Source organism: Paenibacillus sp. J31R122, from assembly GCF_056269185.1.
Genome location: NZ_JBWDNM010000019.1, coordinates 13,188 through 39,745 on the forward strand (window position 1 = coordinate 13,188; position 26,558 = coordinate 39,745).

Below are 26,558 nucleotides of genomic sequence, written 5' to 3' on the forward strand. Positions count from 1 at the left end.
AAACCTCCGTTTCTTATCTATTCCTTTACTCCGCCAACAGTCAACCCTTTAATGAAATATCGCTGAAACAAAAGGAAATAGATCATTATCGGAACTGCACCTACCGCCGCCCCTGTCATCAGTAGCTTAAAGCTGGACAAATTTGCGTCTTGGAGGGTTTTCAAACCAGCTGTCAACATTAGCATTTTGGAATCATTAATTACAATAATCGGCCAGAGAAAGGAGTTCCAAAGTCCGACAAAGCTGAAGATTCCCAAAGCTGCCATCGGAGGTCCGGCCATTGGTATGACAATTTTCATAAAGGTTCTCCATTCCCCGGCTCCATCGATCTTGGCAGCTTCAAGCAGCTCAGAGGGCATAGTTAACATAAACTGCCTCATAAGAAACACTCCGAACGCCCCAGCAAGACCCGGTAGAATGACTGCCCAGTGGGTATCGAACAAATCCAGCATGCGTACAATCATGAAGCTAGGAACTAAAGTAACCTGTTCCGGGATCATCATTGTGGCAATAATAAGCCAGAATATGAGCATACGCCCGGGAAATTGTTTTTTGGCCAAGACATAACCCGCCATCGTATCAAATATGACGGTTCCAAGCGTTCCGAGTATCGCGATATACGTGGTATTCCACAACCATCGAAGAACATCAGTGCTTTTAAACAGGTAGCTGTAGGAGGAAAATGTTTTTGTAACCACCTCCTGCATCTTCTCAGCATGAAAACCAGCAGCCAATTCATCTCCCTGTTTCTCTGCCGCCTTTTTCTTGTTCCATTGTGACCAATATTCCGTGATCCCGTAAGGGTAAAGCTTCGGAGGGTCCGCCTCCACATGAGAAACCGGGCGTTCCATCTCTTCGTTCTGATAACTAGGAAGCTGCAGAGAGGTAACGAACACCCAGTATAGAGGGAGTAATGCTATAAGGGCCACTAATATTAACGGAATATAAAGCAGCAACCGTTTAAGCTTCCCCCGACTTGCATAAGACATAACGAATCTCCTCTCCTGTTACCCTTTTTTTGATCGGCGTCGCTTATGACGTTCCAAGCCATCATCCCCGAGCATCAGGTATTGAAGGACTGCAAAAATCATGATAATGATGAACAAGATCACGGATTGAGCAGATGCCATACCGTATTCGAAATCTCGAAATCCGGTTTTGTAAATCACATGAACAACCGTCTCAGTGGCATTGCCCGGACCGCCTCCCGTCATCATAACGATCTGCGTGAATACCTGAAAGGAGCCTATCATGCTTAAAATAACCAAATAAAAGGTTGTCGGCTTAAGAAGCGGTACCGTAATTTTTTTCCAAATTTGAAACGCTGAAGCCCCATCTATTTTCGCCGCCTCGAACAGGCTGGGATTCACGCTGCCCATCGCTGCCAAATACAAAATGATTCCCGAACCGGGCGGAATTAGAATATTCATCAGCATTAGCGACCATAGCGCTAAGTTGGTCTGCCCAAGCCAGTCAATCGGCTGCAAACCAAATTCGCCAATCAAGTGGTTGAGCAAGCCGAACCGATAATTAAAGATCCACCGCCACACCATAGCGATGATGACCATGGAGGTAACGGTTGGCAAATAAAAGGCGGCTCGGAAGAAGGTTTGCGATAGTCGTCCTAATGGAAATACTAAGCTTGCAATGACCAATGCAGAAATGATCGAGAGCGGGACTGTCACAATCGTATACAAAAATGTGTTCCATAAGGCACCCATGAAAATTTCATTGCGAAAAGCTTCCACATAATTCGTTAAACCAATCCATCGACTATCGAACACATCATACTCTTGAAAGGAAAGTATAAACGACCAGCCGACAGGGATAACCGTAAACAACATAAACAATAGAAGCTTCGGCATTAAAAATAAGTAGGACGGACCTAGTTTTTTCCAGGCTTTAAGCCAGGAGGCCGGGCTTCCAAAGCGCCCTCCGGCCTCTTGCATAATCGTTGCTTTTCTCAAGGTGTTCCTCCTTTATGAAGAATGGCTTATTGCAACAACGGATCCACCAGCTTGCGAGCGTCCTTCAACGCTTGCTCTGCGGTTTTCGTTCCGTTTACTGCCAGTTGGAGCTCCTTTTGTATAACCTCATCTATTTTTCTCCAATTGCTATGCCGCGGAACCATCATCGCATTCTCAGCAATTTGTTGAGCTCTCTCCATTTGCGGGTTGTCTTCAAAAGGCCGTTGCTCTCCCGAAGATATACGGGACGGGAACACACCATAATTTTTAGCTGTTATGAAAATTTCCTCTGTAGTCGTCAAAAATTTCACAAACTCCATCGTCATTTTCTTCTTGCCTTCATCCTCCTGCTTCAACATCACCCAACCGAGTACATCTCCCATTGAAATCGACTCACCGGATGCGCCAGTCGGATATTCGGCTACCATTAAGTCCATCGAATAAGGCTCCTTCTGAGAAGATGCGATAGCCCATGAATTCCAAGGCTGAACGGCCATTAATCGTTTGTCTTGAGCAGCAAATGCTTGATAGGTATCCCCTACATTAGACATCCCCATATCCGCTGGGGCCACCTCATGTACAAATTTCAAATCCAAAAACTTTTGTAGGCCGCTAATCGCTTCTGGAGAATCGAAAGTATACTGCGTAAGATCATCATTCAATGGACGTGCTCCGTCCATCATAAGAAAAGGCCATGCTTCATAGTAAGAAGGCATAATATAAGTCGAGAAACCATGCACGCCGTCTCCGGTCAATTGCTTCATTTTTTCCAGAAACTCGTCATAAGTCCACTTCCCATTAACAGGCGGTTCTACACCCTTCTCTTTGAAAATTTCCAAATTAAGAAGCAAACTGTGAACTCGTGTGCTAACCGGAACTCCGTAGTGCTTTCCTTCATATTCATATTCACTCAGAGCATTCGGATAAAAATCAGCAAGCTCCTCCGGGGTGTAAAACTCATTGATCGGCTCAACAATTCCGGACTCTATGTTATTGATGCTGGCCATTCGGTTGCTCACGTTATAAACAAGATCGGGCCAAGCGCCGCCTGCGATGGAAACATTCAGCTTGTCCTCCATCTCTGCCCAAGGTGTTTGAACGATCTTAATTGTGACACCTGGATGAAGCTCCTCGAATTCCGCTTTTTTGTTCTCGATCCAGTGATATTTATTTTCCTTATCATCCGTCCATCGAGGGCCGTCCCAGACGACAATTTCTCCTGTCCAAGCTTTCTCTTCTGCAGCATGCTCGTTTGTGTTTGTGTTCGTGCTTGCAGCTGGATCATTATTGCCACCTCCTCCGCATGCGGATACTAATAAAGTTACCCCCAACAACACCGTCGACATCTTAGACCATTTCCACTTCTTCATTTCCTAATCCCTCCTAATCATTTTTGTGAAAAATAAAAGAGAAAGCGCAAGCAAGCACCGACCTAAATAGGGCGGACACCGACTTTGAGCTTTCTCTCATCACACAGACTCAAAATTGCATATTCAATTGTAAGATAGCACCTGTTTAAGGCAATATATCCGAAAACCCTTTGAACCAAAGACTGCTTTCACTAACCGAAAGCGATGTGGCGCCGGCAAGCAGCCCCTCTCTAGCCTCTTCTACTGAAGAAATTAAACCACTGGCTATGATCGGAATAGATTCATTAGCCCTCGCAAATCTCTCAATGACTTTTGGTGCAATACCTGGCATAATCTCGATACCATCGGGTATCGTTTGTTCGACCGACCTTAGACCATTGTCCAATGCTTGAGAATCAATAATGAATACATGAAGAATCCCCAGAAGCCCAGCTTGTTTGGCCGCTTTTATCATGTGACTCTTGGGTGATATGATCCCGTCCGCTTGGACCATTCTAGCTGCGAATTCGACCGTCTCCTTGTCCGTGCTGGACAAGCCTCGAATCAAATCCAAGTGTAGGAAAGACCTTTTCCCTGCCTCTCTGGTCAATCGAACAGACTCAACGATTTCCATCATATTTCCACCCATAAAAAACAGGTTATCAACATTTGATTTCAGTGCTAAATTCAGGTCTGACGATTTACGAATTGCGGCGATAATTGGCTTATTCCCTATTTTGTAAAGCAAGCTCATGGTCTGTATCCTTTCCAAAGATGCCTTTGTTAGTATTATAGGCTAGTACTATTAGAGCAGTGTTATCGGTTTGTAAAATGTATGTTAAGCGAATAGAAGCAAAGGGGTGGGGTTTAGATGAATGCAACTGATTTAATAATTTTTAATTTTGAAGAAGTTAGACGTAGAAGTGTAAAACTATGAAAAGCTATACCCGAAGAAATGTTAAATTGGAAACCTTATGAAGACGCTCTCATTAGAATTCTCATCCATGTAACTGCTTCACAAAAACCAACAAAATCTAACGTAGTCATCTTGTCAAACAGAATGTAAGCCATCCTCAGGAATTACTCTAGTAGTGTCGATATATATTTTCTAGCGAAATCTGCCAATATTGTTGGGTTCGTGTGTCCCCAAATAACGTTTCTAGAGCTATCGAGAGCTCAAATTCTATTTGCTATAAAAACTACCTCATGCTTTCTTGCAGCTCTACATTGTAAATGTGCTAAGCAAAGACGGCCATACAGATATTCTCTCACCGCAGGACGGACAAAACGTTTCCCCCGTTAAATAGTGCAGATGCCTGGCTAATGTTTGCTCTCCAATCGCTTCCGCCTGCTCCGCTAATGTCCGTATTTCTTCATCCGCAATTGACGTTGCTGGAAAGATTGCATGTGCTTCCTGGCCAGTGTGAAAGACGGGATCATGCTCATAGGCTTGAAGGATTTCTGCAGGATTATCTTCATTAGGCCATATGAATACATCTTCTTCGCAGGCTGGGCACACGGCCACATATTCATCACCGTTAATAAACGTCATCAACATATTGGCAAGGATATACGAACCCCGGTAAGCAGCGTCCGCAACAAGAATATAACGTTTATCCGTCTCATCGATGGAATGATGGGCTGCATAGGTGAATACTTCCTTTGAAAGAGCCGTGATCTTGCCAATTGCCTCTATATATTCACGATACAATTCAGTACAAACAGAGCTGCCTGCATCTTCAGCCAGTTCAGCCCAAGATTCTGGAAATGGTGCCTCATCGCGCTCATCACGGCTTGCTTCGATAATATCGCAGGTTATAAAAAGTTCTTTTCGCACCTCAGCATCAGATGTCGAACATGCTATTTGCGCCAAAAACGGCATCGCCGTGTATGTAGCCGAATATATCGTATTTTGATGGAACAAATGCTCCTGAAAGAGTTCGTCATAAACCTCCTGGCTATATTGCCGCATTAGCTGCTGCAATAGCACAGGTACGTTCTCCGCAGAACCATACGGTCCTGACAGCTTTCCCCATACATCGCTATTCCACTCAAGCAAAGCTCTCCCTCCGTTCGCTGCCGATCATCTGAATAAGAAAACAATCGTACCGAATAGTGCTAGGGAATACACTTATATCCACGTTTGAAACGATTTATTGACCATCTTTACATATTCCAAACGAATACCTCCTGACTTTTACAAACCGTTAATCAGATCAGCTTCTTCCAATATTCACGGCTTCGGGCATCCATCTGCTCCGGATCGGACAGCTCGAAGCGTCGTCCTTCATTGTCCGTTACCATCCAGCGGCTTTCCGTTACGGGTTGGATATTTTCATGGAGGTTATCCATGACCAATGCTGCCGAGCCATAATTCGTATCGACCTGCAAATGCCACTCGCTGCCTCTTTTTCTAACGGTCAGGATTTGTGTAATGACAGGAATCATATAATTTCGGTCAAGCTCTTCTCGTACCGCCTGAAAGCTATCTTCCGCGAGAAGCTTCACATCCTGTATCATTGCAATTTCACGCCCTTCCGCCGAGCGAACCGAGATGAACCTGTCGGGCATTGTATACGGAAAACTGCGAATAAGCGTTACGCGGGCAAAACCCTTACCTTCCTTCTCCAAATGCAAAATACCGTCAGAAGATCGGAACAAACGGATTTGACTCAGCTCCGAGCGGCTTAAAAAGAATAACGGGTTCATCTTATCCGACCTCCGATGGTATTTTCGCCGTTTGTTTTTGCGATTCGACCAAACGATAATAATGCGTTTGTTTCGCGTAAAGCTCTTCATGCGTCCCCATTTCAACAATGCGGCCTTGGTCGAGGACTACAAGCCTGTCTGCATGACGTAGAGTGGATAGGCGATGGGCAATCGCGATGGTGGTTCTTCCCCGGATTAAGCGGCTTAACGCTTCTTGAATTAGCCGCTCCGTCTCCGTATCAACAGATGCCGTCGCTTCGTCTAAGATCAAAATCTCCGGATCAAGCAGCAGCGCTCTCGCAATTGCGATACGCTGTTTCTCCCCGCCCGATAAGCGGTGTCCGCGTTCCCCGACGCGCGTATCGTAGCCTTCCGGCAGACGACAAATAAAATCGTGGGCATTCGCCGCGTGGGCAGCTGCGATAATGGTCTCCGGCGGACTATCCGGACGGCCGTAGGCTATGTTCTCGGCAATCGTACCATCGAACAAAAACGTTTCCTGAAGCACGACGCCAATATGCTTCCGGAGACTCTCCTGCCGGATATCTCTCAAGTCGTGCCCGTCAAGCGCAACGCTTCCGGCATTCGGGTCATAAAACCGGCAAATCATATTTATGAGAGTCGTTTTCCCTGCACCGGAGCGGCCAACCAGCCCGATCATTTCACCGGGACGTATGGTGAGGTTAATATCTTTTAGCACCGGTCGTTCCACTTCATACCCGTATCGTACACCATGAAAGCGGATCTCGCCAGAAACGGAAGAAAGCTCCACCGCGTCCTGTTTATCAGGGACATCAACCTTGGCATCGATAATTTCGAGAATCCGTTCGGCCGAGCCAAGCGAGCGATTAAGCCAGCTTAATAGCTGCCCGGAGGCTTGAACAGGCCCGAAGAACATGAGCAAATAGGTCGTAAAGGCGGTCAATGTTCCAATTGACATGGTGCCGGACATGACCGATCGTCCTCCCAAATACCAAACAGCGATGCCGAACACAGCCGTCAGTACCGTAAAAATCGGAGATACGCCAAGCCAAAGATTACCGAAGGAAATCGTGCGATTGATCCAACGATTATTCACCTTGTCAAAACGGTTTTTCTCGGCATTTTCCTGCGCAAAGGCTTTAATGACTCGAATGCCTTGTAGCGCTTCGCCAATCACATTGTTGACATGCAAAGCGGATTGCCATTGCGAATACCAAAGTGAGCTCAGCCTCTTCCACAGCCAATAGAATCCGGCAAACAAGAATGGGGTCGGGATCAGAATCATCGCTGCCAGCTGCCAATTCAGATGGAATAGCATAAACAGGATGCCTACGGCGAGCAGCATCTGCGTGACTAGATACACCATGCCGTTTGTCAAAAATTCTTTTAATTCATCGGTATCATCCTGGATGCGGCCGATAAATTGAGAGACTTGGCGGTGATCGAAGAAGCGCATCGAAAGCTTCATCAAAGCGCCGAACATATCCCGGCGGATCGCCCCTACTAGTTTCCCGCCTATTCGAACGCCAAGGTAGCTTCGAATGACTTGCATCGCAGCAGATAACACCTGTACAAGGGCCACACCGCTTGCCAAGGCAAAAAGCACGTTCAAGCTTCCAGTCGGTTTGGCCACTTCATCCACAATCATTTTGATCAAATAGGGTGGGATCACTTCAATAAATACGGATAAAACAAGCAGCAGCGCGCTTACCAGCATGGGGCTTCGGTACGGGGTACAGTAAGCCGCCAACCTGCGCAGCATGGACCATTTGCTGCTGCTGCAGTTTAAACACTTGCTTGTACCGGGAGAGGCGGTTTTGTCGCATTTTGAGCATCTATACGTTTCCGTACTTTCATCTAGAGCTGGGAGGGTAAGACCTCCAGTTTCGTCCCCTTCCGCCAGCCAGTTCCTTATCGCGGGAACAGCCTGTCGGAAAGGCTCAATGTACGGAAGCGAGAATCTCGCAGCTTCTATCTCGCCATCACCGGTTATAATAAAAAACGATGCTCCGCCGAAAGCCTCGCGAACGGATACATCGATCATGTTATTCTTATGGAAGGTCATGATGGTTTTCCCTTGCCCGTCCACCATTTCCATGGTCAAAGTCTTGAAAACAATCTCGTAATGCAGAAATCGTCGTAGGGTGAAATCCACATCCGCCCTTAAACGGAGCCATGGATTCTCCGAATCCTGTTGTTCGACTGCGACGCCGTTAACAGGTTTACCAGCTTCCCGCTTCGCATTCTCCGTTTTCAATTTAAAATACTCCTTTGTCAATGTCACTCTCCGGCAGTTACATATAACGCTCGTTTCTTTCTGCGCACCATCGAATCACTTTGTGCCATTTAGGTACACGCAAAGCCAGTACAGCTAGTAGCCTGGATCTCCAATGATTCGCAGCTTGAAAACGGCTGTTACGGCGAACGCCGGACCATCGTCCCAGAATGCTTGTGAACGGTACAGGATCATCCGGTTCAAAGCATGTATCTCCCTTGAAGATAAATAATTCCTTTGAGCCGTCCTGCTTTACGGCGTACAGCCGATGTCCGATCAACGCACCTTGGTCCGTTACAAATAAACATATATCGCCAAGTTTCAATTCTTCCCTTTGCACGGACAGGAAAGTGCTTACGTTTCCTTCCTTGATCAAGGGATACATGCTGATACCCGCAGAGGGCAGCTCGATCTTTCCGGTACGCTGGATTACTGCTGACATGACTGGCGTCAAATCATGCATTTATAAGCAGTCCGGCCTCAATCAGCATCTCAACAAACGCCTGAACGTCATCGAGGACAACTTCCATCTCAACGCCGTATTCGGTATGTACTTTTTCGGCCAGTTGGGTGACAGTTGGATATTCGGGAAGAATCGACCAAATATAGCCTCCAAGCTCGTTCACTTTCGTGATGGCGTGGGTGTCGATGTTCAACAGCAGCCACTCGCCATCCAGCTCAGCCGTCTCGATATTTTCCCGTCTCAGCAGTGTTTGGTCTGCCAGTATCGTCATGATATCACTCCCCAAAAAGTATCGTTTTTCTGAAAATATAGTTCATAAGCCGGTACGCCTTCTACCGCCTGCTTGCAAAGCGCAATCATCTTTGCCGTTTCCAGCTTGTTATGCTCCCAATAAAAAACCTTATCCAGCAATGAAATCAGCGCGTCGCCTTTGCGGATACCTACCCGCCTTACATCCTGCGATTGGATCAGAAAATGAATGCCTGCCAAGGGACTGCTTGGAAGCTCGCATGCTTCTTCCATTTCGCTCCGAAATGGGGAATCATGGATTGTAATCGAACCATCCGGCTCAAACAATAGGAGCGTAGCCTCATCGGAAAGAATAGGACGGGGAACGGAAAGATCAGCTACCGTCGACTTGCCTGCTCCCGAAGGCCCGGCGAACATCCAAGCGCGGTCATCCTCCACCACGCATGACGAATGGATGAGCAGCCCTGCACGCCGATGGATCAGCCAGGCGCTGTAGAGATTGATTAAGGCGTGCTTGAGTGCAAGGTCATCGTGAACATAAATTTTTGCCTGGCTGTAATCAGGTGTTGTCACCAGCTTATAGTCCGCACGGATATAGACATATTCGCCGCCGTTCTCTTGAATCTCGACAGGACCGTCATCGAAAGGTTTCCCGTAAAAATCGTAGACCTCCACCTGAATGTCAGGCGCTTCAAGATTTCCGCTTGCTTCAAAGGAACGAAAACGCGCGGTCAATTCATCATATAAAAAGGTAGTTTGAATTTGAAAAGCGATCGAACTCCTGCCGACCTGTGTATGCAATGTGTACGTCATTATGCACCGCCCGTTCTTCAGAAGTTATTTCTGAGAAGAAAAAGGGAGCAAACTCAATCGTTAGCTCCGCTTCTCAGATAAAATCTATCATTGCTTTCTAGTTAACCTCCGATAAAATGCCTGCAAAACATAGGTTTAAAATTACGTTTTTGGCACCATTCATAGCCGCCGACTTTATCGCTTGGTCTTGCTGTTCCAAATTCGACAGTATGCTGCGTAAGTACTTTAGGAGCTTCATATTTTTTCATTTCATTCACCTCCTTTCAAGGAATTTATGTCATATTATAGTGATAGTCAATGATATTTATAAAATTTAGTAAAATAATACTATGATAAAATGTATTAATACCTGCTTTTTGTATATATAAAACGAGAATATTCGATTTAGTCCTTCTTTTGTTTGGCACGAATGGTTCGAATCCAAAATTGGAGTCTTCTCTTATAGATTTTGGCATAGATTTTGCTCATCGGCTCATTCGAATCCGGGACGTCTGATCTATTGGCATACTTTAATAGGTCCAAGGCATAATCTCTTGGCGGCAGCAGTAAATAACGCAGATGTGCCCACTGTTGTTTAACCGAATCGTAGGCGACGAAGGCAGAAAACAGATGGAAGCCATAAAATCGCCAGTTTCTGATCCCGAATTGGGCATTTCGCATCAGTTCGATATTCCAAAGCGGCCAGCGTCTCCGTACGTTTAGCGGCTTGGTTTCATGCAGCTCGGGAAACAAGTCATAGACAATTGTCAGCGCAATTAGTACTTTGGCATAGTTCCCATCGCTCTTTGCCTGTGCAAAAAGCTGGCCGTAGTCTATTTCTGCGCTGCAGCATCTCAGGACGTGCAAAATATCGATAACGTACTTCAGTGATAACATATTATGGTTATAGCCATGAAGGCATAGGTAGTAAAAGGTGTCCTTGACCGAAAGCTCCTTCACCAATTGATAGGGAGAAATCGGTTCTGCATCCATCCAAAAGCTGCTCATATCCGTATCCGAGACATGTTCGCGCAAAATATTCCAATGCAGCTCCACCCCGAGCAGCGGGAAATCCTCATTCGCATAAAATTTATTCAACAGCATATGGAAATGATCCGCATCGTCTTCTATATACCGGATAAACTCATGGTGCTCCAATAGGGCAACCGCCTTATCCAAATCTTCTGGACGTACAAGCAGATCGATATCGGATGTTCCCCTGCCCGAAAAATGTCCAAAAAAACGTTCAGACAACCGAATGCCTTTCAGCACGATCACTTGAATTCCAGAACGCTCAAACGCATCAAGAAGCTTGTACATCTCGGAGCGGATAAGCATGTTTTGAAACAAAACAGCATCCACGCCCGATTTAAGCCTGCTTCGGTGCTCGGAAGGCACTGCTTCCAATAAGCCGCTGCTCTTCAATAAATAATAAACTTGGGGAGCGACTTGGAAAATATCGATATCGTCAATTGCTGCTTTAGCCGTCTCCTCGGAATCAAATAACGGATGTTGGTTTTGGTAGATCCGGCTTATAAGCGTTACCGCTTTCGAGTGTTTCATGAGCCGCTCCCTTCACTTTCGTTATTAACTAGTTTCGGATTTATAATGTTGTTTGTGGGGGTAAGCGTACGAAGCCAATTGTGAAAATTTTCTAATCTTCGAAGATAAATCGGCTATCCGGTGCAAATATTTCACCAAAGACCCGTAAAAAACGCATAAATGGTCCACCCGGGTTTGTGATGCAATCAAAAATAAAAAGGTATCTATAGGCATGAATAAAACCCAAGCCTACCTGGCATGGGGCGAACCTGATGATATCAATACGTCAACAAGCTCCTCTGGAGAATTCGAGCAATGGGTATACGGCCATAGCAGCTATTTATACTTTAGCAACGGCCTGCTGGCAAGCATCCAGAACTAGCTCAAACGCTCATTTCCTTTAGAGACTTACCTAAAGCATAATGATTTGGACTGTCTTTTTTTATAACACAAATGATATTTCCAGCTTCTCCTTTCGAGAGGTTAGTTAATTGGAAATAGTCTTTGTTGTCATAGATATTCGACACCAGATAGTCGTAATAATCAAGAGACTTATCCTTCACATTCAATCCCACATTATATAATCTTACTTTTGTCCCTACCCAAATCTTCCCGTCGTCTTCAAAATTTATTAAGGGAATCCACGCATCAGTTTCCAAATACACTCTCCTCACTTCGCATTACATTTGTGTGAAAATGGAGTATTCGTGGTTGATCTTCAACTATCCTGCTCGTTAGCTTGATAAAGAAAAAGCAGCTGCAATCGCAAACTGCTCCTTGTTTGATGTTCAACTATCGTTTCCCGTTAGCTTAATACTCATAGATTAGGTAATTTAGAAAGCAAACAGATATATCTACTAATAACCTCTAATAAGCTCCGATAGGTATATTCGACCATTTCTCTAACCACTGCTCATACGTTTCTACAGATTCGGGATTGTTAAGGCTTTGTGCTATAAAGCCCTGAGCCCTCCCACTTGCCGTCGCTGTTGGAGTGGCTTCATAACGAATGTCCATGGACCATCGCACATGATCGGACTTGTTAGGAAGAGCCCTATGGGGAAGTATTTGATTAAAACAGAGTACATCTCCTGGTTCCATCTCTATTGAAAGACCCTTCAAATGCCTGGCATCTTCTTTACGTAGCCCGAGAAAATCGGTTTCTTCGTCAGTTACACCTTCTAATAATGTGTCTGTAAAAAAGCCAGGGGCAACTTGCAAGCAGCTATTTGCTTCAGTCACCTTTTGCAAAGGCATCCACATCGATAGGACGTGTACATTCTCAGCATCCCTGTAATATTGGGCATCTTGATGCCATGGGGTATCGGTCCACTTCTGGTCCGGTAGCTTTGGTCGTGCATTAAAGACACCATGAACAGAAAGTTCCGACGTACCTAGTAGATCCGAAGCCACTTTCAACATAACAGGATGTTTGAAGAAATTATACATATCCGGTCCGACAAGATCTCTTCTAGGACTACGACTATACTTAGGTTTACCAGCTATTCTCCATAGCTCGACAAGACGATGTTGAAAATCAAGATCCTCTTGTTTATCCTGCAACAGTCCTTCTTTGCTCCACTTCTCTACCAATTCATCAACCCATTTCATGAGGATCCTGGTAGACAGATCCAATAAATCTGATGGGATAACGCCTTTCACATGCAAGTAATGATTTTTTCTGTAAAATTCAACTTGCTCATTTGAAAGTAAAATGGACATCGTAACATTTCTCCTTTTGAAGTTTATTAATATTATTGTAACGTCACGAAATTAATGCGGATATGACAGAATGAGCTTGAAATTTAACCATTTGTCGTTAATATGAGGTGTAGACGAAATAGGAGAGTGATGACATTTGGAACAGCCATTCATGATTCGTGCAATAAAAAATCCCCTCTCTGCAGCATCTTGCCATTTTACAAACGTGGAGCCAGGATGGTCATACCATCTCCATAACCATAAAGATTATGAACTTCTATATTGTCATTCAGGATCCTTCATGGAATGGATTCATGGAGATTCTATAGAAATGAAGTGTGGAGATTGGTTATTGATTAGTACAGGAGTTAGCCACAGCACGATAAATGTATCCAAAGAAGCCCTTGCTTATTTTTCGATGCATTTTGACTTAGAGGATGTAGAGATTCGAAATGAACTAAAAAATATGAATTATGTTCATCTAAGAGGTCCCTTTTCCAATTTACAAAACTTGTTTACGGACATTCAGAGGGAGATCGTAGAAAGTTCAACGGAGAATGGCGATTTAACTACGATTCCAAGGCTTCTGATTCAATCCATGTTTCTTCGGTTGTTAAAAGAAGTACTGCAACTGATATCGTTTCCTAGTGATCGTATTATTCTCAATAACAAGATGCTGAATGTCGGAGAAATTGAACTAGCCAATACCATTGAGCGCATGCTCCATGAATTCATGGATTCCACTATCACGATTAATGGAATCGCTAAAGGATTGTATATAAGTAGAAGTCATTGCAATGAAGTATTTAAGAAGGTCTATGGTATGGCCCCTCGTCAGTATTTAAGTATGCTCAAAGTAAAAAAGGCGGAGGCTTTAATCTTGCACTCCGGGCTTTCTATGGAAGCCATTAGCGGAAAGCTGGGCTTCTCGTGTTTAGGCAGTTTCAGCAGACAGTTCCGTCGTTGGACCGATCTGTCGCCTTTGCAGTTTAGGAATTCGCAGCGCTAGTTGTGAGATATCCGAATATTATTGTTCCGTTAATCTGCCCGTTAGTTCAATAGTAAAGAGGAGCTACCACAGAACAAGAAGCATTTCATAACAGCGATGATTTCAAAGAGAAATCGAAAGAGCGCTATAAAATCGAGGCGAAAAATAGTGAACTCAAACATAGACACGGGTATGATGTGGCATCTTCCTCGGGTCTAATTGGTATGCAATTACAAGGGTGCCATGGCGATATTTTCTGTTAATCTCAAACGAATCATTACTCTCATGAAAGAATCAAAGTAAAAGAATAAAGAGAAAGGCGACATTCCGTTCTAATTTGAACGAAATGTTGCCTTTTTGATTTGAAACATGTATTCAACTAATTAACAACGCAAGTTCTTCAGTGGCCTCGTTCAGTACAGGAATCATCTCTTACGTGTGGCCTAGCACTCTTTTTTAAAGTGTCCTTGATTAAGGGTCCAGATTACCTATTTCTAAGGAAAAAACTCCCCTTTATTCATCGATTACATTAGTGCTCTCAATGCATCTACGAATGGAACTGTGGCAGCAAATCAGCATGAATTTCGAGCATCTGCTCCAATGCTTTATAAGCAGCCTCCTTATTACCAATAGCCGGATCTGAGTCAATTGCTTGCTTCGCTATGGCAACATTTCCAGTTACTGCTGCTTCTACGACGAGCTCGTGAACATCCGAGATAACTCGGCACGGCACATTTGCAGGAGTGGTTCTGGAAAGGCTGGAACCTCTAAAGTATGGATCATGCTCCATGGTACGGAGGAGTTGTCGTATAAAGAACGTCCTTTTGATGCGGAAGATATTCTGCATGATGATCAACATGTCCAGCTGCAATTGCCCCATACTTTTGCAGCCATCGTTTTATTTGTGGATCCCTTCCTCTAGGTTGTTATTTGATTGCTATATTCCAGTTGTTAGAGAGATAATACATGTATAAACATTTTTGTTTACGAAGGAGCTATGATGAGCGATCTTATCCCTGCGCTTAACCAATCGTTTCCCAATTATAAAGAACAGCTTTTCTTATACGGCATGCGTACGTACCAATTCGGTCCTGGTCCCGTATGCGATTTGCATCTGCATCATCGCATGCTCGAAATCAATATCGTTCTAAGCGGCGAACAAATAGCACGTATTGGAAATGAAAGCTTCTCACAGCATGAAGGCGATATTATTCTAATTCCACCCATGAAGCTGCATGACTTTCATGTTCCGCAGCAGCAGTCGATGAGCGGCTTTGTCATTCATTTGCAAAATGTAGACAGCAAGCTGCTCTACGCATTTCGATCAAGCGGAAAGTATTTGTTTGCAAGAGAGCACCCTCTCAATCAACATCTTAACCCTCTGCTCAAAGCACTAATTGCTTGCTTAAAGCAGAATACGTCTACACACCACGTCTTTATGCTTTGTAACGAAATGCTCGTGCATTTGGAGGAGTATGTCAGCAGAACGGCAACACACTCCACCAATAAACCAAACGAGCAGCCTCTTGCTGATCGGATCGCTAGGGAAATTGAGGCGCTGCTCAGCACATTCAATGAACTGGGAACGGATTCATCCACGAGCAATTGGCTTGAAACCATCGCAGCCAAGACTGGCATTAGCCGCAGACATGCCGGCCGCTTGTTTCGACAAGCTTACGGGATGTCGCCTCGTCATTATTTATCGATCATTAGACAGCAGGAAGCGATGCATATGCTTGTAATGCGAAACGTACCACTTGAAGAGATCGCTTTCCGAATTGGATTCGAGAATGTGCAAAGCTTCATTAGGCAGTTCGCCAAGTGGACAGGATTAACGCCGGGCGCATATCGGAGACAGCATACATCAACGATAAGCTATTTAACACCGCTTGAGGTGGAGCCTCATTCAGGTCATTTATCCAGCTCTGATCCTATTGCTACCTTAAAATAATTTCTGGACGCTCATTCAGCTGTACGCCGCGCTCAGCATACCAATCGAAATGCCGTTCCTCTCCGGATAGCTGCCAATGGGACGGACAGCGATCATCAAGCCAGTCTAGTGGTTCAGCCGGCGGCAGCGGTTTAGACGCTCGCTCGAACGCTTTGCGAATGGCTGCTTCCTGCTCCGCGCCAACCGCCTTTGGATCTGCGGAGATGAACAGCGGTGTGCCACTTTCGGACAATAGCTCCAGCCACTGCTTGTTCAAATTCCAAGGCACATCCCTCGTCAAGCCGACACAATCGGCATCAACCGCAAAGAAGGTATCATGCTGCGACATGCGAAACGCAAGTGTGTTGACACCCATTTTGCGAGTGCGCTCCCATTCTTTGCCGCTCGTATCGTCACCGGTCCGCTGAATTTCAACCAAGCCCGCAGCCAAATGCCCGACTGTATTACAGCCAATAATCAAGCTATCTTTGGATGCTTCTGCAATCTTCTTATACAAAGCGACAATAATTTCCGCTGTCGTCTTCGTTCGATCGGCAAACGCTAAACCATGATTGCTCAATGATGCGCCCATTTCGTAGCCCCATTTTCCAAAAATATCGAAAGTGGAGAAATCATGTTTGATAAGATCATATCCCCAATCATGCAGCTTACGAATTTCATCGCCTACGTAATCAAGTACATCGGGAACACTTGGGTCCAAATAAATGCCGTCCGTATGATGACCAAACCTTTTCCAATGATAAGGCACACTGTTTGCGACTAATAGCGGTCTACACCATATGCCAGGTCGAACCCCAATCCCTTTCATATCGCTAGCTAATTTCTCCATATCGGAAAACTGATAGTTAGGCTGCCAAGGTCCACCGTTGCAGCTACCCCCTCCGCTGCAAAGCTGCCAACCGTCATCAATGACCATGAACGGACGGTTATCCACTGAGGAAGACCAATCCGATACGCGCTCCGAATCCGCGATTATTTCTGCAGTCGAGCTTTTTCCGTAGGCGTAATACCAATTATTCCCTCCATAAACCGGTTGTGCAGGAAGGAGAGGCTGCTTGCACATCATTCGGCAAAAGGCTGTAGCTGCACTGAATGCCGATTCACCCTCTTCGCCTTCTCTCGTTACAATTACTGCAGCTTCGAGCGTTCTATCGCCCAGCAGCACTCCCGCTTCACCGCAGCGGACATCAAGCGTAAGGCTAATCCCACATGCATCAGCTTGCCAATAACAAAAGGAGCTTGTGCCGGTTTCTACGCCGTATCCATGCGTCCGTCCTCCTCCTGACAAGAGAAAATACCATGGCATTTCACGTTCAGCAACAAGACCTCTCCACTCCAAATCCCCATAACCGCGTTCCCATTGATCACCCAGTACGCGAATGCCGCTATCGAGCTTTCGTTTCCATCTCAAATGAAGCCGCCTTACTGGTGTCTGGCCTGCACTTAATCGAACGGCCATACGATTAGTCATTGATTCAAATGAAATGACGGTTTCACCTGCATACCATTCCCTTGAACGAAAAGAAGCGCGAACCCATCCATCTTCCCATTCTATTTCAACATTGTCCGGATTGGTTAATAGATCTATAAATTCCATCATGAGTGCCTCCCGTTTATAAACATCGTTAATATAAACCGAGTATAGTATTCACTGGTTCCAATTTGAATAACGAAATGAGTCGTTTCTCGAATAAATAATGAACCAATTGGGACATGGAAACTCAAAAAAAGACTGCCACCGCCACAAAATGGCATTGAACAGTCTTCTAGTTAATTTTGTTATCGCTACCATTAATCAGCTTTAATTACAATTCCTTTGCTCAGCTCTCTGCGAACAACAGCCGCAACCTTGGTTGCTAGCAGTTCAATCGAAGCTGCTACCTTAGAGAATGGAATGCCTCCGATATCAAACTGAGCCATGAAGCGTTTATGTCCAAAGAGCTCGTGCTGCGCTAATATTTTCTCAACAAGCATTTCCGGGCTGCCAACAGCTAGTGCATTTATCGGACTTGCTAATTGTTCGAATTTCCGCGTGCCATCTTCCCGCCTCTCTGCTTGCCTCCCATGAACTGGCTCACATAATTAGCATAATAAGGATAATAACAGGAACGAAAGGAAGCTAACAGCAAACGGGAAAAGTCTAAGCCCGAGTGATCGTTTTATCCTTATTCAGGAAGCGTTGCAACCTATTTGTTCAACTAACGTCCCCCGTTAGCGTAACAAAGCTATTAAACATCTATGTGCAGTTCAGTTGTTAGTTTCTCACGAATTCGATTTTCCATGATCTCAATTGCCTCGTCCCAAAGTGTATATGTCCGCACAGCTCGCTCCATTTCTTCATTAACAATACTTCCGGCCATGTACTCATAAGGACTTTGTGGATTCGGCCAACCAACTTTGGTTCCTCGGAACACCCATTCCATGTTGATTCCTGAAAAAGAGGGATTTTCCTGTCCGTACTCCTTTTCGTATTTCTTACCAGTTAAGGAAGAGAACCTACCGAGTTTGGTTTGATAGAGTTGAAACTCTTCTGATACTAAATAAGCTATAACTTCAAATACTTCTTGCTTCTGTTGGGATTCAGGGTGCAAAGTTAAAAACCAACCTCCATTGTTTAGTGACGGCACCCTAAGCGTACTATCAATCTGTGGAAAATTTACGGCACCTAATTCATAAGACAGCTTACGGGTGAACATTTCAGGGGAGTCTATTGACATTGCAACATTACCATTGCGTCGGAAAGCTCTGCCGTATATGAATATGCGCTCCTCGGTATCTTGAATATTACCTGGAATTCCGTAAGCACCTTTTATAATGCGGAAATATTTTTCACAATTGCTTTCCCGCAGTATAGGTTGGTGGGTTTCAGGATCAAGGAACCTAATTCCCATCTGCATTTTTAAAAGTGCGGAATCCCCTATGTCTAAACCATAATATGAGGTGCCGTCAATCGTTCCGGTTACTTTCACTGCTAATGTGATTACTTCGTCCCATGTCATTCCGTGTTGGGGAGGAGGAACATCAAACTTGGCAAATATATTTTCATTGTAAAATAGGGCATGCGTATAAGGTGTACCTCTACCGAAAGGGAGTCCAAATATTCCATGTTCATCAGAAACCGATTTAAGTAGATCAGGATCAAATAACTGAAGGCTAACCCCGGAGTTTTTCAAGTATGGTGTAAGATCGTAGGCCTTGTTCTTGAAAAACGGTTCATCGCTAAGATCCATTCGAATATCAAGCCCTTTATTTTTTTCCCAAGCTTCCCAGGCCTCCAAAGAAGTATGTTCTCTCGAGTCTTGTACGTGGGCAAACAAGAATTCTGGAAACTTTTCCTTCAGCTTCGAAGCGATCATGGACTCAAATTCATGGTCAAACCACTTGGAGCAAAAAGTGATTGTTTTCTTCAAACAAAAACCTCCCATTATTGGAATATCATCACATCCGATAATAGAACAAATGTTCCTATCTGTAAACATATTTATTTTTATATCCATCATACTCTACTGCCCGTTAGCTTAACGTGCCATAGTTTAATTTAACTAAATATTGTAAGATTAGATATTTGTAATGTATAATCCATAAAACGTTATACGGAGTGATGTTATGGAGATCGTTTATCTATGTAATTACCCTCAATATATTGAAACTGTTTCTAACTGGATTTATGACGAGTTCGTTGTTAAATCTGGTAGCACAATGACGTTAGAGAAAATAAATCAATATTTCAGTAATACTTCAATAAAGAATTTTCCCATTACTCTAATAGCAGTGAGCAAGGAACTGGAGTTCGTTAGGGAAAACATTTGATGGGAAAGGGCAAGAAACCGAGATATTTTTCAAACAGACCTTTTAACGAAAATAATGATTCGTAGTATTCTGCCCGTTACTTCAATAGAAAAGAGGAGCCGCGGTATAGCAAGCTCCTCCACTATCGAGTCCCAAGGGAGTTTAGCCTTGCAAATCAAAGTCGCAATACGGAAATTGACTCATTGTGGCAAACTTCTCCGTTTTCGCTGAAACCAAAGCTTCCATAAAGCTTTTTAGCGACGACGTTTTCGGCCTCGTAAGAGGTCCAGCAGTATTGTGCCGGACCGGCCGGGAAGGTGCGGATGAATTCTAAGCATCGTTTCATGGCCTCCTGACGCTATCTGCCAGTTAGCTTAATAGGCCACATAAATTAAAGGGGTTGGTAAATAATAACCATAAAAGGGGTCTGTAAATAAAATGAAAAAAATAATCTTTTCTTTTTTTGTATCGCTTGTTCTTGTTTCTTCTTTTCAAACCAATATGACTTCGGCAAATCAACCAGTTAAGGACTCAGAAGAACTTAGGCTACAGGATATGCTCATGAACTTGCTAACTCCTTATATTAGTGAAGTTCTTGATAACTATTACCGCCCAAATATTTTAAAAACTTTTTCGCCTGAAATTACACCTTGGAAAATTGAAGTAACCGAAACCAAAAGAATAAATGGGTTCCGTGGTTTTAAATTAGAAATTTCATTTGAAATTGAGCCAACTGCAGGACACCATGTTCCAGTAGGAAAAGACCGCTTAACGTATCGAATTTCGTATGGCCCTTCAGTAGAGTTAATTAACCACACCCATTTAGCTACATATGATTTACCTCCTGAATTACAAAATCCGTGATTAACTATTCGATAAACCTGCCCGTTAGCTTAACCCGACTATCGAATCGTTTCATGTATTTGGTGTTAGTGAAGTTCTTCATTTCATTGAATTGGTCACTAGTCTCTGATTCTTATTTTTTCAATTATTTGATTAATAATTATAGTCGTAGGTAGTGAACCATCAATGATAATGTCTGAATTGGGCTTTACTGTCCTTTCCATTTCTAAGTAGGCTGCCCTTCCACGAGATAGATTGTTAATAAAATCATTTCGTACATCGTCGATTGTATTATTAGTAAAATCCATTAGTATTCGTCTAGCCATTGCCATATCCAAAGGGGTATCAATATAAATAGCAAAGTCAATATATTCACGCATTCCGCTGTTCAAATAAGCAAAAGGATAATCAAGAAAAATATAATTAAGGGATTGATTGTGATTATTAAGGAGGAACTGAATATCGTTAATTATTGGGGACAGATTCCATTCATTGTACCGTAGTCTTTCCTCCTCCAGAAACCGCTGCTATTGAAATAACTTTTGGCTTTAGATTCATAATAACCTCCTGAATGAATTTGACTATATTTACCTCAAACGTACCACAATTTGTGTTAACTTGGACGTAATAAAGATATTTCCTGCATTAATTTACCCATTAGTTGAACAGGCTGCCGATATTTCGGCAGCCTGTTGTCATTGTACTATCGTTCTCCGTTAGCGTAATGAAGATCGGGTTAAAAATCTTCGAAATGCCTTGGGCGGACCGAGGGCCGAATGGCCCGAAGCGTGAATACGGTGTTATCGGAAGTTCATGTCCTCTTGTAATACTTACATTATCTCTATATCTAGCCTTGTATGTCTTTCTTCAATCTCTTTATCTTCACTAATCCATTCTGAATCCACCCAAAGATGTAATTGTATCATTCTTGATAGTTCATCAATGGCTTGTTCAGGATTGCTAATTTCTAATAATTTTATTAAGTCTTCTTGTGCTAACTCGAGAACTTTCTCTAAATATTCATGATCAATTACTTCTGACTCTAAACCATATTCTTCTTTTGCCCATTCTTCACAAAAATACTTCTTTGTTCTAATGTCTCCTTCTTGAAATAAAGTAAATTCAAATATATCTTCATCAAAGAATCCAATTGTCATAACAGGTTCTGACACAAAATTAGAAAGTATTTCACCAATTTTCTCGACTTTTCCCCATGAGAATTGATCATTCAGGACACTGATCCAATTCATTCCTTGGTTAATATAGAAAGATACCGATGAATTAGTTCTTCTAATCTGTTTGTTCGATCGATATACATATTGGTCTATGATATCTACACCAGTATTATTTGCTGTTGTAAGTATTGATCCAGCTTTGTTACTCAGTCTTTGTAACGCATCAACGAGTACCTCTTGATTATTAGTTTTGATATGAAGATTGGCAAACTTTGTGCCCATTCGATCTCCTCCAAGTTTTACATGAATTTCTCATAACGTTCTTGTATTCGCGACTTCCATTCCCCTTAGATAGCTATTATCTTAGGGGAATGGGTATGTCCAGGTGCTCCTGCTTCCTCGAAAACCTTCTGCCGAACTGAGGGCGCATGCCCCGTAGCGTGAATATGGTGTTATCTGATGGATACGCCATCTAGGAAACACTAACATTTCTTTTACTTAATTTCTTAAATACCGAGTATTCCTTATTGGACTTAATAAAACTTAATATCTTTTCGGCACATTCTATTGGATTCATCTCTTCAGTATTTACTTCGAGGTCATATTCATCAATGCAATATACTTTGCTGAACTGTGAAGCTGCTAGTCCAATTTTTCTATCTCCTCTTGTTTGCTCTCTTCTTATGAGTTCTTCTTTCGAGCATATTACACCTATAAATAATGTAGGCTGATCGAAAAATAGATCAAGACACTCATTAAACCACTTGTCATTCTCGATTACAGTATCTACCATTACATTCAAACCCATTTCTGAAAACAATTTAATTGTTGAATAGTACATTGAGACTAAGGGATCAAACATTATTTGTACGATAGCTTGCTCATCTACTTCTCTTGTAGGTTCAATATCTGAAAATTTATTATTAAAAAAATCCTTGATAAAATCATCTATTGATAAATGATGAAAAAGAATCTCTTTCTGATTTATCAGTTCAATAGAAATACTAGTCTTTCCTGAACTTGAAGTTCCGTTCATCAACACAATGATTCCTTGCTTCAAACGAATCATCCTCACATATAAGATTTGCGTATCTTTCAGATAACGTTATATTCACAAAGTTCATAAAATTATCCAACTCAGAAAATATTCGAGAAACGATTGAACTATCCTGCCCGTTAGCTCAAAGACCTCTTCAAGTCAATTCTAGAAGAGCTTAGGAGAAGTCAGTTGCTCGCCTAACGACGGCACTGAGATACGCAGTTGCTGCAGCTTGCTCGCGGCGCCTCTTCTCTAGTCTAGCTGTTACCTTTGGAAATACTGAAATTTCTCCTCATTATGGTTTCTATTTTATTGTAAAAATTTACGCATCGAATAATCGAAATGTTCATGCTAAACTACCATTGAAACATACCAGCCTCTTGATGACCTACTGGGCTTAGATATATTTCCACATTCACATCGGAGGGAATTCATGACAACATTGATACGCAAGTGGAATCAATTTAGCCTTATAAAACGAATACTTGTTGGCATTATTATTGGTATTATTCTGGCTTTATCGATTCCTGATGCAAAAGGGATCACTATTTTCGGCTCTTTGTTTGTATCCGCTTTAAAAGCGGTTGCACCCCTATTGGTTTTGCTTCTGGTGATGTCCGCCATCTCCAATCATAAAAAAGGTCTTCAGACCAATATAAAAGCGATTACTGTCCTTTATGGGATAAGCACTTTTCTGGCGGGGCTGATCGCTGTAATTGCAAGTTTTATATTTCCGGTAACCTTGTCACTCGTAAAAAACACCGAAAATCTGACTCCGCCTGATGGGGTTGCAGAAGTACTTAAAACATTGCTGATTAAGGTCGTTGACAACCCGGTAAGCGCCCTAATGAATGCCAACTATATAGGGATCCTGGCTTGGGCTGTCCTGCTTGGTATTGCTTTAAGAAATGCCCAAGAAAGTACCAAAACCATGCTTGGCAATTTTTCAGATGCGATATCTCATATCGTCAAATGGGTCATCAACTTGGCACCTTTAGGAATCATGGGACTTGTTTTCGATTCCATTACAACAAACGGGCTTTCTTCCTTGCTCGATTACGGAAAATTGCTTCTCGTTCTTATCGGATGTATGCTATTTCTTGCACTGGTTGTCAATCCGCTGATCGTATACCTGAATATTCGCAGAAATCCATATCCGCTTGTTCTTAGTTGCCTAAAGGAAAGTGGGATTACCGCATTCTTTACTCGAAGTTCGGCTGCTAACATCCCTGTCAACATGAGATTATGTGAAAAATTGGAACTCAATAAGGATTCGTATTCGGTATCCATTCCATTGGGCGCTACGATTAATATGGCAGGCGCAGCGGTTACGATTTCCGTTCTAACGCTCGCAGCCGTTCATACACTTGGTATTGAAGTAGACTTTGGTACGGCGCTTATTCTTAGCGTCCTATCCGCTGTATGTGCTGCAGGCGCCTCAGGTGTTGCCGGCGGGTCGCTCTTGCTTATTCCATTGGCGTGCAGCTTATTCGGCATTCCGAATGAAATTGCGATTCAAGTCGTTGGAGTAGGCTTCATCATTGGGGTTTTACAGGACTCTTTTGAAACAGCGCTCAATTCATCCTCCGATGTACTTTTTACGGCCACAGCCGAATTTGCAAAAAATCGTAAAACAGGCAAGGAATATACGATTAATGTCTAGACATAGAGATCAAAAATGAAAGCAGGAGGCCTAAGGGGCTCCTGCTTTTTTGTGCTCTTCGTTCGAAGCTGGTATACAAAAAATTGCTTCGACTACTTCCTCACCAGCAACACGCAGCATAACAAGCGAGATGTCCGATGTGGATCTGGTACAGGTGGCTAGACCTATAGTACCTAACTCATTGAAAATTTTCCCTCTATAGCATTGAGTAGTGCCTCTGAAAAATTTGATCCAACTTGTACGGCACTGCTCCAATCCAGATCGCCAAGAGGAACTGCCCAGACCGATGAGTCCGCGGGGAGTGATTTAAAAACGTATCCAAGGCATTGAGAGCCTCCAGTTCATCTGACTTTATGATTTCTGTTGATTTTCATTAATTGAATGCTCCGAAGTTATTGAAATATTTAGCCCGACATGCCCATGGAAAGCTTTGGAGTATTATATTTTTGGTATGTCGAGACATAGTCGCAGACCTGCTAGCTGGCCTGGCATATTTTTCAGAGGTAATTGCAGCTCGGTCAATAGCATTGCCCATTGCGAAGGGTGTTGAAACGGGTAAAATCCGGCAGCACCTCCACGAACTATTATCTCATCGCTCGCTCCTCCAATGCAGGTGAATGCCGCAATGCCGAGACCTGCTATGCCGAAAATATTGGAAGCTGCATTATTGAGCCTGCTATCACCAAATTGTGTAAGGCAAATGTCATCGGATAAATCTCGTGATGGAATTTCTTCTCCACAAATGAATAAATTATTCTTGAGTTCCTTGGAGACGTACTCCCACTCGAAGTCCCATGGCATTCTATACCCGGTTTTTCCCAAAAAAGATGTGGCTTCTTGTAAGTTAACATAGGCGGGGAATGGGCCATCTTCGCTATAGAAATCAGGCCTTTCTTCATCATTTGATAGAGTAATATTCTCCTCCAGTACCCACTCGTAAACAGGGAAGCGGCTCATTAGGAATGGTTTCATACGAGTTTTTTCATCATCCTCAGATTGATGGATAAGTTGAGAAATCATTGACCAGTCGTTAGGTTTGCATATATTTCTGATGCTCTCGATATGTTGAGAGGATGCTCCATAAATAAAGTCCCCTCCAAATCGCGGCGTTCACGAGAAGCATTTTGCCAATTTTCTAGGCTATTGATTTCTGGAATGTTGGTCATTGGGTGCACCATCCTCTTCAGCTTATTTTCCTCAGCCCTATGGTTGGTAGTTCGAATGATATTGAGCTGCTTATTAATAAGGACGAGTGGGATCTATTATTGAATGCTGAAGCTTTTCTATGTAAGCATCAAAAGCATCTATGCCTTCTTGTAAAATTATACGCGCTTCTTTAGGAGTAATTGGTATAACCCACAAGACACTAATTATTTCTTCACCTATTTTTATTTCTTCTAAAGCCTCACTTTCTCCTCTTAGTTCATCAATCAAGAGGGCTTTTGCAGTCCAGTTCTCTGGTGCGAGTGCGCTCTCAGTCATTACTCGCGGTACTTCCGAAGATTTTATATTTTCAATATTATGGGCAATTAGGTCGCAGAAATATGAGAATATGCGATCAATGCTTTCTTGTCCCAAATCGGGTTTTAAAGCTAGCATCCATTCAGTCTCAGTAGGTTTTCCAGTTTTTCGAATGGAATTAGATAGACCGACTGTTGCGAATCTTGCAGGAATTTTATCATTAATTGATGGAAAATAATAGATCTCAATATATACGCCAATCTCCGGTTTTGTCATTATGACTCTATATTCTGGCATAGACCATTCTTTAATATATAAATTAAGAATAATTGTTCTTCTGATGTTGAAGTTCAGAATTTTTTCTCGGCTTGACTCTCTATTGATTCGCACATCCATCACCTTTTTTCTTTATTAGTTTTAGTTTCCTTTCGATGATTGGTGCTTAATGACAGCTTCTTTTGCTCTAAGGACAATATCATCCACATCGGAAAACTGACGCTCAATAGATGCTAGCGCCTTCAGTAAAAAAAGGCCAAGAGTTCTTTGAAATAAACAAGGTGCCTTTCATCTACCATATCTGCCTCCTGCACTTCTTGAGCTTTTGAGTATATTATGGTCAC

The 26,558-nt window shown here is 43.1% G+C and carries 28 protein-coding genes and 2 pseudogenes; 6 read left to right on the forward strand and 24 right to left on the reverse strand.

Annotation, left to right across the window (positions count from 1 at the left end; genetic code table 11):
- Positions 1–17: 17 nt before the first annotated feature.
- From AC0YN7_RS25345 to AC0YN7_RS25400, 12 genes are all read right to left on the reverse strand, one after another.
- The gene (locus AC0YN7_RS25345) at positions 18–989 is read right to left on the reverse strand and encodes a carbohydrate ABC transporter permease (protein ID WP_475812813.1); all 972 of its coding nucleotides are present in this window, start codon (positions 987–989) and stop codon (positions 18–20) included.
- 18 nt (positions 990–1,007) lie between these two features.
- Entirely contained in the window at positions 1,008–1,967 is a 960-nt protein-coding gene (locus AC0YN7_RS25350; protein ID WP_475812814.1) for a carbohydrate ABC transporter permease, read from the reverse strand.
- A 26-nt stretch (positions 1,968–1,993) separates the two neighbouring features.
- The gene (locus AC0YN7_RS25355) at positions 1,994–3,337 is read right to left on the reverse strand and encodes an extracellular solute-binding protein (protein WP_475812815.1); all 1,344 of its coding nucleotides are present in this window, start codon (positions 3,335–3,337) and stop codon (positions 1,994–1,996) included.
- A 145-nt stretch (positions 3,338–3,482) separates the two neighbouring features.
- Positions 3,483–4,070: a glycerol-3-phosphate responsive antiterminator gene (locus tag AC0YN7_RS25360; protein WP_475812816.1), complete on the reverse strand. Its 588-nt coding sequence runs from the start codon at positions 4,068–4,070 to the stop codon at positions 3,483–3,485.
- Between the two features lie 468 nt (positions 4,071–4,538).
- Positions 4,539–5,375 (reverse strand): hypothetical protein, encoded by an 837-nt coding sequence (locus AC0YN7_RS25365; protein WP_475812817.1) that lies wholly within the window; start codon positions 5,373–5,375, stop codon positions 4,539–4,541.
- 152 nt (positions 5,376–5,527) lie between these two features.
- Entirely contained in the window at positions 5,528–6,025 is a 498-nt protein-coding gene (locus AC0YN7_RS25370; protein ID WP_475812818.1) for a DUF1854 domain-containing protein, read from the reverse strand.
- Position 6,026: 1 nt separating this feature from the next.
- Positions 6,027–8,264 (reverse strand): ABC transporter ATP-binding protein, encoded by a 2,238-nt coding sequence (locus AC0YN7_RS25375; protein ID WP_475812819.1) that lies wholly within the window; start codon positions 8,262–8,264, stop codon positions 6,027–6,029.
- A gap of 37 nt (positions 8,265–8,301) precedes the next feature.
- Positions 8,302–8,745, reverse strand: coding sequence for a S24/S26 family peptidase (locus AC0YN7_RS25380; protein WP_475812820.1), 444 nt, complete (start codon positions 8,743–8,745; stop codon positions 8,302–8,304).
- Entirely contained in the window at positions 8,738–9,016 is a 279-nt protein-coding gene (locus AC0YN7_RS25385; protein ID WP_475812821.1) for a PqqD family protein, read from the reverse strand. Before AC0YN7_RS25385 ends, AC0YN7_RS25380 begins: the two co-directional genes overlap by 8 nt.
- Positions 9,013–9,807: a hypothetical protein gene (locus AC0YN7_RS25390; RefSeq protein WP_475812822.1), complete on the reverse strand. Its 795-nt coding sequence runs from the start codon at positions 9,805–9,807 to the stop codon at positions 9,013–9,015. Before AC0YN7_RS25390 ends, AC0YN7_RS25385 begins: the two co-directional genes overlap by 4 nt.
- Before the next feature lie 101 nt (positions 9,808–9,908).
- Positions 9,909–10,055: a hypothetical protein gene (locus tag AC0YN7_RS25395; protein ID WP_179089784.1), complete on the reverse strand. Its 147-nt coding sequence runs from the start codon at positions 10,053–10,055 to the stop codon at positions 9,909–9,911.
- Positions 10,056–10,191: 136 nt separating this feature from the next.
- Positions 10,192–11,349, reverse strand: a complete 1,158-nt coding sequence (locus tag AC0YN7_RS25400) for a nucleotidyltransferase domain-containing protein (protein ID WP_475812823.1) — start codon at positions 11,347–11,349, stop codon at positions 10,192–10,194.
- Positions 11,350–11,560: 211 nt separating this feature from the next.
- Between AC0YN7_RS25400 and AC0YN7_RS25405 the strand changes: the two genes are divergently transcribed.
- A complete protein-coding gene (locus AC0YN7_RS25405) occupies positions 11,561–11,710 on the forward strand; it encodes a hypothetical protein (RefSeq protein WP_475812824.1) in 150 nt (49 codons plus the stop codon).
- A gap of 1 nt (position 11,711) precedes the next feature.
- Here the strand turns inward: AC0YN7_RS25405 and AC0YN7_RS25410 are convergent, their stop codons facing one another.
- Positions 11,712–11,969 (reverse strand): hypothetical protein, encoded by a 258-nt coding sequence (locus tag AC0YN7_RS25410; protein ID WP_475812899.1) that lies wholly within the window; start codon positions 11,967–11,969, stop codon positions 11,712–11,714.
- Positions 11,970–12,195: 226 nt separating this feature from the next.
- A complete protein-coding gene (locus AC0YN7_RS25415; RefSeq protein ID WP_475812825.1) occupies positions 12,196–13,050 on the reverse strand; it encodes a phytanoyl-CoA dioxygenase family protein in 855 nt (284 codons plus the stop codon).
- 151 nt (positions 13,051–13,201) lie between these two features.
- Between AC0YN7_RS25415 and AC0YN7_RS25420 the strand changes: the two genes are divergently transcribed.
- The gene (locus AC0YN7_RS25420) at positions 13,202–14,038 is read left to right on the forward strand and encodes a helix-turn-helix domain-containing protein (protein WP_475812900.1); all 837 of its coding nucleotides are present in this window, start codon (positions 13,202–13,204) and stop codon (positions 14,036–14,038) included.
- A gap of 71 nt (positions 14,039–14,109) precedes the next feature.
- Positions 14,110–14,320, forward strand: a pseudogene (locus tag AC0YN7_RS25425) (transposase); the annotation flags it as partial.
- A gap of 244 nt (positions 14,321–14,564) precedes the next feature.
- On the opposite strand, the gene AC0YN7_RS25430 reads toward AC0YN7_RS25425, so the two are convergent.
- Positions 14,565–14,897 carry a hypothetical protein gene (locus AC0YN7_RS25430; RefSeq protein ID WP_475812826.1) on the reverse strand — a complete coding sequence of 111 codons (333 nt, stop codon included), beginning with the start codon at positions 14,895–14,897 and terminating at the stop codon, positions 14,565–14,567.
- A 117-nt stretch (positions 14,898–15,014) separates the two neighbouring features.
- Between AC0YN7_RS25430 and AC0YN7_RS25435 the strand changes: the two genes are divergently transcribed.
- A complete protein-coding gene (locus tag AC0YN7_RS25435) occupies positions 15,015–15,968 on the forward strand; it encodes an AraC family transcriptional regulator (protein ID WP_475812827.1) in 954 nt (317 codons plus the stop codon).
- Here the strand turns inward: AC0YN7_RS25435 and AC0YN7_RS25440 are convergent.
- From AC0YN7_RS25440 to AC0YN7_RS25450, 3 genes are all read right to left on the reverse strand, one after another.
- Entirely contained in the window at positions 15,955–17,568 is a 1,614-nt protein-coding gene (locus tag AC0YN7_RS25440) for an alpha-amylase family protein (protein WP_475812828.1), read from the reverse strand. The genes AC0YN7_RS25435 and AC0YN7_RS25440 overlap by 14 nt on opposite strands.
- 191 nt (positions 17,569–17,759) lie before the next feature.
- Entirely contained in the window at positions 17,760–17,942 is a 183-nt protein-coding gene (locus AC0YN7_RS25445) for a hypothetical protein (RefSeq protein ID WP_475812829.1), read from the reverse strand.
- Positions 17,943–18,196: 254 nt separating this feature from the next.
- The gene (locus AC0YN7_RS25450) at positions 18,197–19,378 is read right to left on the reverse strand and encodes an ABC transporter substrate-binding protein (RefSeq protein ID WP_475812830.1); all 1,182 of its coding nucleotides are present in this window, start codon (positions 19,376–19,378) and stop codon (positions 18,197–18,199) included.
- A gap of 817 nt (positions 19,379–20,195) precedes the next feature.
- Here AC0YN7_RS25450 and AC0YN7_RS25455 point away from each other — a divergent pair.
- A complete protein-coding gene (locus tag AC0YN7_RS25455) occupies positions 20,196–20,621 on the forward strand; it encodes a DUF3888 domain-containing protein (RefSeq protein WP_475812831.1) in 426 nt (141 codons plus the stop codon).
- A 98-nt stretch (positions 20,622–20,719) separates the two neighbouring features.
- On the opposite strand, the pseudogene AC0YN7_RS25460 reads toward AC0YN7_RS25455, so the two are convergent.
- The 3 genes and pseudogenes from AC0YN7_RS25460 to AC0YN7_RS25470 all read right to left on the reverse strand — a co-directional run bounded on the left by AC0YN7_RS25460 (position 20,720) and on the right by AC0YN7_RS25470 (position 22,835).
- Positions 20,720–21,158 (reverse strand): annotated as a pseudogene (locus AC0YN7_RS25460) (nucleoside/nucleotide kinase family protein).
- A 272-nt stretch (positions 21,159–21,430) separates the two neighbouring features.
- Positions 21,431–22,057 (reverse strand): hypothetical protein, encoded by a 627-nt coding sequence (locus tag AC0YN7_RS25465; protein WP_475812832.1) that lies wholly within the window; start codon positions 22,055–22,057, stop codon positions 21,431–21,433.
- A gap of 190 nt (positions 22,058–22,247) precedes the next feature.
- Positions 22,248–22,835, reverse strand: a complete 588-nt coding sequence (locus tag AC0YN7_RS25470) for a chloramphenicol phosphotransferase CPT family protein (RefSeq protein WP_475812833.1) — start codon at positions 22,833–22,835, stop codon at positions 22,248–22,250.
- Positions 22,836–23,247: 412 nt separating this feature from the next.
- On the opposite strand from AC0YN7_RS25470, the gene sstT reads away from it, so the two are divergent.
- Positions 23,248–24,477 carry a serine/threonine transporter SstT gene (gene sstT / locus AC0YN7_RS25475; RefSeq protein ID WP_475812834.1) on the forward strand — a complete coding sequence of 410 codons (1,230 nt, stop codon included), beginning with the start codon at positions 23,248–23,250 and terminating at the stop codon, positions 24,475–24,477.
- A 438-nt stretch (positions 24,478–24,915) separates the two neighbouring features.
- On the opposite strand, the gene AC0YN7_RS25480 is transcribed toward sstT, so the two are convergent.
- From AC0YN7_RS25480 to AC0YN7_RS25490, 3 genes are all read right to left on the reverse strand, one after another.
- Positions 24,916–25,497, reverse strand: a complete 582-nt coding sequence (locus AC0YN7_RS25480; RefSeq protein ID WP_475812835.1) for a hypothetical protein — start codon at positions 25,495–25,497, stop codon at positions 24,916–24,918.
- On the reverse strand, positions 25,494–25,643 hold the full coding sequence (locus AC0YN7_RS25485) for a hypothetical protein (protein WP_475812836.1): 150 nt from the start codon (positions 25,641–25,643) through the stop codon (positions 25,494–25,496). The genes AC0YN7_RS25480 and AC0YN7_RS25485 overlap by 4 nt, the downstream gene beginning before the upstream one ends.
- 73 nt (positions 25,644–25,716) lie before the next feature.
- Positions 25,717–26,334 carry a suppressor of fused domain protein gene (locus AC0YN7_RS25490; RefSeq protein ID WP_475812837.1) on the reverse strand — a complete coding sequence of 206 codons (618 nt, stop codon included), beginning with the start codon at positions 26,332–26,334 and terminating at the stop codon, positions 25,717–25,719.
- Positions 26,335–26,558: the final 224 nt, after the last annotated feature.

What these genes read in the sequence shown, in the direction of transcription:
- AC0YN7_RS25345 (WP_475812813.1), bottom strand. Translation starts at nt 989, where the DNA reads ATGTCTTATGCAAGTCGGGGGAAGCTTAAACGGTTGCTGCTTTATATT.
- AC0YN7_RS25355 (WP_475812815.1), bottom strand. Translation starts at nt 3,337, where the DNA reads ATGAAGAAGTGGAAATGGTCTAAGATGTCGACGGTGTTGTTGGGGGTA.
- AC0YN7_RS25360 (WP_475812816.1), bottom strand. Translation starts at nt 4,070, where the DNA reads ATGAGCTTGCTTTACAAAATAGGGAATAAGCCAATTATCGCCGCAATT.
- AC0YN7_RS25370 (WP_475812818.1), bottom strand. Translation starts at nt 6,025, where the DNA reads ATGAACCCGTTATTCTTTTTAAGCCGCTCGGAGCTGAGTCAAATCCGT.
- AC0YN7_RS25380 (WP_475812820.1), bottom strand. Translation starts at nt 8,745, where the DNA reads ATGCATGATTTGACGCCAGTCATGTCAGCAGTAATCCAGCGTACCGGA.
- AC0YN7_RS25385 (WP_475812821.1), bottom strand. Translation starts at nt 9,016, where the DNA reads ATGACGATACTGGCAGACCAAACACTGCTGAGACGGGAAAATATCGAG.
- AC0YN7_RS25390 (WP_475812822.1), bottom strand. Translation starts at nt 9,807, where the DNA reads ATGACGTACACATTGCATACACAGGTCGGCAGGAGTTCGATCGCTTTT.
- AC0YN7_RS25395 (WP_179089784.1), bottom strand. Translation starts at nt 10,055, where the DNA reads ATGAAAAAATATGAAGCTCCTAAAGTACTTACGCAGCATACTGTCGAA.
- AC0YN7_RS25400 (WP_475812823.1), bottom strand. Translation starts at nt 11,349, where the DNA reads ATGAAACACTCGAAAGCGGTAACGCTTATAAGCCGGATCTACCAAAAC.
- AC0YN7_RS25405 (WP_475812824.1), top strand. Translation starts at nt 11,561, where the DNA reads ATGAATAAAACCCAAGCCTACCTGGCATGGGGCGAACCTGATGATATC.
- AC0YN7_RS25415 (WP_475812825.1), bottom strand. Translation starts at nt 13,050, where the DNA reads ATGTCCATTTTACTTTCAAATGAGCAAGTTGAATTTTACAGAAAAAAT.
- AC0YN7_RS25420 (WP_475812900.1), top strand. Translation starts at nt 13,202, where the DNA reads ATGATTCGTGCAATAAAAAATCCCCTCTCTGCAGCATCTTGCCATTTT.
- AC0YN7_RS25430 (WP_475812826.1), bottom strand. Translation starts at nt 14,897, where the DNA reads ATGGGGCAATTGCAGCTGGACATGTTGATCATCATGCAGAATATCTTC.
- AC0YN7_RS25435 (WP_475812827.1), top strand. Translation starts at nt 15,015, where the DNA reads ATGATGAGCGATCTTATCCCTGCGCTTAACCAATCGTTTCCCAATTAT.
- AC0YN7_RS25440 (WP_475812828.1), bottom strand. Translation starts at nt 17,568, where the DNA reads ATGATGGAATTTATAGATCTATTAACCAATCCGGACAATGTTGAAATA.
- AC0YN7_RS25445 (WP_475812829.1), bottom strand. Translation starts at nt 17,942, where the DNA reads ATGCTTGTTGAGAAAATATTAGCGCAGCACGAGCTCTTTGGACATAAA.
- AC0YN7_RS25455 (WP_475812831.1), top strand. Translation starts at nt 20,196, where the DNA reads ATGAAAAAAATAATCTTTTCTTTTTTTGTATCGCTTGTTCTTGTTTCT.
- AC0YN7_RS25465 (WP_475812832.1), bottom strand. Translation starts at nt 22,057, where the DNA reads ATGGGCACAAAGTTTGCCAATCTTCATATCAAAACTAATAATCAAGAG.
- sstT (WP_475812834.1), top strand. Translation starts at nt 23,248, where the DNA reads ATGACAACATTGATACGCAAGTGGAATCAATTTAGCCTTATAAAACGA.
- AC0YN7_RS25480 (WP_475812835.1), bottom strand. Translation starts at nt 25,497, where the DNA reads ATGATTTCTCAACTTATCCATCAATCTGAGGATGATGAAAAAACTCGT.
- AC0YN7_RS25485 (WP_475812836.1), bottom strand. Translation starts at nt 25,643, where the DNA reads ATGACCAACATTCCAGAAATCAATAGCCTAGAAAATTGGCAAAATGCT.
- AC0YN7_RS25490 (WP_475812837.1), bottom strand. Translation starts at nt 26,334, where the DNA reads ATGGATGTGCGAATCAATAGAGAGTCAAGCCGAGAAAAAATTCTGAAC.